At 27.9% G+C, this 5183-nt stretch carries 5 protein-coding genes and 2 pseudogenes; 2 read left to right on the top strand and 5 right to left on the bottom strand.

The window, feature by feature from the left end:
- Positions 1 to 738: pseudogene (locus tag ACRCZX_RS01905) on the top strand (UDP-glucose--hexose-1-phosphate uridylyltransferase); the annotation flags it as partial.
- Positions 739 to 770: 32 nt separating this feature from the next.
- Positions 771 to 1559, top strand: coding sequence for a sulfite exporter TauE/SafE family protein (locus ACRCZX_RS01910; protein WP_438581256.1), 789 nt, complete (start codon positions 771 to 773; stop codon positions 1557 to 1559).
- Positions 1560 to 1657: 98 nt separating this feature from the next.
- On the opposite strand, the gene ACRCZX_RS01915 is transcribed toward ACRCZX_RS01910, so the two are convergent.
- The 5 genes and pseudogenes from ACRCZX_RS01915 to ACRCZX_RS01935 all read right to left on the bottom strand — a co-directional run.
- On the bottom strand, positions 1658 to 2512 hold the full coding sequence (locus ACRCZX_RS01915; protein WP_438581257.1) for an Rpn family recombination-promoting nuclease/putative transposase: 855 nt from the start codon (positions 2510 to 2512) through the stop codon (positions 1658 to 1660).
- Between the two features lie 93 nt (positions 2513 to 2605).
- A pseudogene (locus ACRCZX_RS01920) lies at positions 2606 to 2890 on the bottom strand (UTP--glucose-1-phosphate uridylyltransferase); the annotation flags it as partial.
- The gene (locus tag ACRCZX_RS01925; RefSeq protein ID WP_438581258.1) at positions 2887 to 3564 is read right to left on the bottom strand and encodes a tyrosine-protein phosphatase; all 678 of its coding nucleotides are present in this window, start codon (positions 3562 to 3564) and stop codon (positions 2887 to 2889) included. The gene ACRCZX_RS01925 and the pseudogene ACRCZX_RS01920, both read right to left, overlap by 4 nt.
- 14 nt (positions 3565 to 3578) lie before the next feature.
- Positions 3579 to 4658, bottom strand: a complete 1080-nt coding sequence (locus ACRCZX_RS01930; protein ID WP_438581259.1) for an ABC transporter permease — start codon at positions 4656 to 4658, stop codon at positions 3579 to 3581.
- Positions 4648 to 5183, bottom strand: a 536-nt coding sequence (locus ACRCZX_RS01935) for a hypothetical protein (RefSeq protein ID WP_438581260.1), incomplete at its 5' end; no start/stop codon positions are given. The genes ACRCZX_RS01930 and ACRCZX_RS01935, both read right to left, overlap by 11 nt.

Here is a 5183-nt window from a genome sequence, read left to right on the forward strand (position 1 = left end):
ATCGGTTCTAACGCTGATTTACCTATAGTTGGTGGCTCTATTCTGTCTCATGATCACTATCAAGCTGGAAAACACGTTTTCCCAATGGAGAAAGCTGGCGTTGAAAACGAATTTTCATTAAAGAAATTCAAGAGTGTAAAATTTAGCACCCTAAAATGGCCTATTTCTGTTTTAAGAATAAGTTCTAAAAATAGAGACGAGTTAACGAACGCTGCAAATTATATTTTCGAAAACTGGAAAAATTACAGTGACGCCAGCATAGATTTAATCTCATTTAGCGGTGACGTTCCGCACAACACAGTAACTCCAATAGCTCGTAGAGTTGGAGAATATTTCGAAATGGATTTAGCATTAAGAAACAACAGAACTTCTGAAAAACATCCCGATGGAATTTTCCATCCACACACTGAAGTTCATAATATAAAAAAAGAAAACATTGGATTAATTGAAGTTATGGGATTGGCTATATTACCTGGAAGATTAAAAGTTGAAATGGAACTTTTAGAAGCAGAGTTAAAAAATTCTGAATCATTAGAAACTTTAAAATCACATCCAATTTTAGCTAAGCATTATGATTGGATATCTAATATTGTAGGTGAAAGAGAGATTGATATAACCGCTCAAATTTTACAAAATGAAATCGGAAAAACTTTTAGCACAGTTTTAGAGCACGCTGGTGTATTCAAAAAAGATGAAATCGGAAAAAATGCTTTCAAAAAGTTTATTAATACTCTATAATATCTACTATAATAGTTTATCAGGAGGGTATTATGTTGGACTTTATTTTTTCAGATATTACATTTGTAAACTTTATGTTTTTAGCCTCAGCTGGTTTTATCGCGGCTTTTGTTGATGCAATCGCTGGTGGCGGTGGACTTATAAGTTTACCTGCATTTTTAGCTGCTGGAATCCCACCACACACCGCTCTTGGAACAAACAAGTTAGCTGCTTTTTTCTCTAGCAGTGGCAGTGCTTTTGGATTCCTACGCTCTGGTAAAGTAAATTTGAGATTGATTAAGTACTGTGTTCCATTTTCATTTTTAGGCGCGATTTTAGGAGTAAAATCTGTATTACTTATAGATTCAAAATATCTTTATCCTATAGCTTTTGGACTTTTAGTCGCAGTCTTAGTTTATACTTTTAAGCATAAAAACCTTGGAGAATGTGATAATTTTGAGGGCTTTAATTCTAAAAATATAAAACTTGGAATACTAACTGCACTTTTATTAGGTTTTTACGATGGATTTTTCGGTCCAGGAACAGGATCTTTCATTATCTTCTCCCTTATTAAAATTTTTAAGTTTGATTTTATTAGCAGCAGTGGAAATTCAAAGTTTTTAAATTTAGCGAGTAACATAGCAAGTGTTCTAGCTTTTATGTATTATGGCAAAATAAACTATGTTGCTGCTTTAGCTGTAGGAGTCTTTATGCTCTTTGGAGCGAGTGTTGGAGCAAAAGTTGCAATTACTAGAGGAACTAAGTTTATACGTCCTGTTTTTCTAGTTGTAACAACTATAGTAACCCTTAAAATGGCAATTACATTTTTAAAAGGATTGTAAGGATAGAGTGTCTAAGGACACTCTATCCTTACAGTTTCAAATATACTTTTAAATATAAATCCCATCTTTGGATCTACTTTTTTTTATCAATTTTATTATTATTTCAATTCATTTATCTCTTCTAAACTTAACCCTATTTTTTCTGCTATTAACTCATTCGGTATAATCCCAAACAAACTTTTTGCTATCGATAATTTCGCTAGCTTTTCTCCTTCTGCTTTTCCCTGCTCTAATCCTTGCTCTAGTCCTTTTAGTTCTGCTATGGCTAAGGCACTCGCTGCATCCAATCGAGCTTTTTCTCTCATTCTATACTTTTCACGCTCATCTTCATCTGAACTTATTAAGTATAGCTTTTTCTTTGCTAATTTTATCTCTTTTACAGTTTCTTCTGCTTCTTCTACTATATCGCTCGAAGGTTCTTTTAAAAACATCCCCCATCCAGATAATGGATCATCAACTCTAAATTTTATTAACTTTGGAAGTTCTAAAAAATGAATTTCAAAATCTTTATTTAGCACTATTTTTTCTCGCTCTTCTATAATTTTAAATACACTATGATAATTCTGCGTTTCTTTAAATTGTACGTAGTTCAAGATATTTATACAGATAGTTCTATTTAAATTTAAATAATTCTCTCCTTCTTTTAACTGCTCTGAGTAAAGTTTACTCCAATAATATAGTGTTCTTTTTGGCATATTATACTCATTTCTAAGTTGAATCTCTACATTTATAATAGTACCATCATTTGCTACAGCTTTGACATCTAATCTACTGTTTTTATCCTCTATCGCTTCTTTTGTCATCTCTACATTTCTTAACTCTACATCTACTAAAGGTGATTCTGATTTTATCGCAGAATTTAAAAATGATAACAATACACTTTTTTCTTTTTCATTTCCAAATATACTTTTAAATATAAAATCCATCTTTGGATCTAATAAGCTTGTACACATAATATCACTCCCTTTTTGAATACATTATACCACATTCTAACTAGAGCATCAAAAAAAAGCAAGAGAAATTCTCTTGCTTTTTACCTTATCCTCTTATATATTTTTGAAATAAGCTTTTAAATCCTCACTAGTTTCAGGGTGACGTAGTCCAAATTCTATGTTAGCCTTTAACAAACCAATTTTGTTACCAATATCATAACGGATTCCATCGAAGTTATAAGCTAAAACTTTTTTTCCATCATTCATCATAGCTAAAATCCCATCGGTTAATTGAATCTCTCCACCTTTTCCAGGAGCGGTGTTTTCTAAATACTCAAAAATATCTGGTGTTAATAAGTATCTACCTAGACAAGCTTTCAAAGATGGTGCTTCTTCTAATTTTGAATTATAGCTTTTGGATTTGTTTCTGTTATTTCTTTAAATTTTGCTGGTCCTAAGACTTTTTTTAATAACTCTAATTTTTCTTTTAAATCGTAGTTTCTACCTGATATTCTATGAGCATCTGTACTTACTATATCTATATCTCCATTTAAAAATAATTTTTTATAGTTTTCTAAAAAGTAATCAATTGAAGATAAATTAAATTGTGTTTTTACAGACAGCTTTTTTAACTCTTCGAAATTATCCAATAAATCAGAATATCTTTCTATATGAGCTATAATTGGATAATACCCCCATTCAATTAACTTTTTTAACATATTTATTTTAGCAGAAAAAATCAAACCTTTTGGAAACTCTACTAAAACATATTTTGAATTGTTTAAAGTATTAAATTCTTTTTTTGATAAATATAGAAATGTGTCTATATCAAGATATATTTCATTTCCAGAATAGAGTTTTAAATCAATTGATTCTTTAATCAAGTAACTTTTTAAATTTTCAAAGTTTTGGAAATAACTTTTATTTTCATAATATCCTTTTTGATAGTGAGAGGTGCATACAATCTCTTTATATCCCAATTTTACAGCTTCACGACAAAGCTGTAAGGATTCATCTAGACTTTGTGCTCCATCATCTATTAAATACAAAATATGACTATGTAAATCAATCATGCTTTTTCACCACCTTATGAAACTTTTAATAATTCTATAATAGAATTCTTTTCTATTTTTTTTATAGGTATAACTCCTAATATAACTCCTAATACAACTGTTGAAAGCAGTATAATTGATAAGTTTGTGTTATAAATTACTATCTCTATTTTTAATATTTTTTCTAGTATTTGAACTACAAACAATCCTATAGCTATTCCGAGAAACATTCCTGATATTAAAAGATATAAATTTTGAATTAAAAACAATCTAAAAATTCTTTTTTTACTCATACCAATTGCACTTAGCATTCCTATACTTGATCTTTTTTCAATAATCGAACTCATTGTTACATTAAATACAAAAAACCCACCGATTCCAGTTGATAATAAAAATAATAACAGCAGTGTTTTATCTAAAAAACCTATTATATGAGTCATTTTTTTATAAATCTCTGGTGTTTCTAAAAGACTAAGTTTATTGTTTCGATATTTATTTAAGTTATTTAAAATAGATTCAGTATAATCTTTTGACTCAACGTTATCTTTAAATGCAATTACAACTCTTGAATATTCTGTCCATAATATGTTAGCTTTAAAGCCTTCTTCACTCATAAAAACTCTTTTTCCAACTTTCATTGTTTCAAGAGGATTTGTTTCTTTATAAAACCCTCTGATTAAAAACTCTTTTTTTTCTGAGTTTATATAGAATGTTATTATATCTCCGATTTTTTCTGTTTTAAATTGTGTTGAATCAAGTATAACATCATTTTTTCTTAAATTAGGCAACTTCATTTTTATTAAAAGCTCTTTTGGATAACCTTTAAATAAATTCTCATCGATTTTTTGAAATTGATCAGCATAAAAATAATAATCAACATTTGGAATACTTTTTATAAATCTACAATCTCTATCGGTTATATAATCTCCACCAATCAAAATTGTATTTTTACCTATAGATCTTAAATCTTTTTGAACAGTTTCAAATATGCTCATTTTAATAGTTAACGACAAAAATATTGCAGCTGTTGAAACTGCTATTGCTAAAAATGGAAACATCATTTTATTTTTATTCGCCATAATAAACTTAAATGCCATCCAATTTTCAAATCTCATATTTTATCTCTCTTAAAATAAAAATAACTTTTGAAACTGTTAATGTTAATGTTAATGTTAATGTTAATAACAATACTAACACTGAATACTTTGGTGAATAAATTACATTTTGGAAATAAGTTAAAGTAAAATATGAGTGCATAAGCCAAATATTAGTTGAATGTTTTCCTAAAATTAAAAATATATTTGTTAATCTACTTTCTCTTAAAATTTTAATACAACATACTATAAAAGCTGGTACAAATATAAAATCCACCATAAAAATATCAAATAAAATTATTTCACCTACTAATTTACTTATCAGTGTTCTCAATACAATTATGATAATTAAACCTAACAAATAAAAAAAATTGTTATTTATACCTTTTTTAAAAAGCCAATTATAGATTTTTTGAAACAAATTATATTTTGAAAATATATATCCTAAACAAAATAAAAATTGCCAAAAAAATAGCGAATACATCAATTCATACATAAATGTTTCTCTAAATGGTCTTAAAGATTTAAATATATAAAAAAATCCAG

This window comes from Cetobacterium sp., from assembly GCF_051658645.1.
In the GTDB taxonomy this organism is placed as follows: Bacteria; Fusobacteriota; Fusobacteriia; order Fusobacteriales; family Fusobacteriaceae; genus Cetobacterium_A.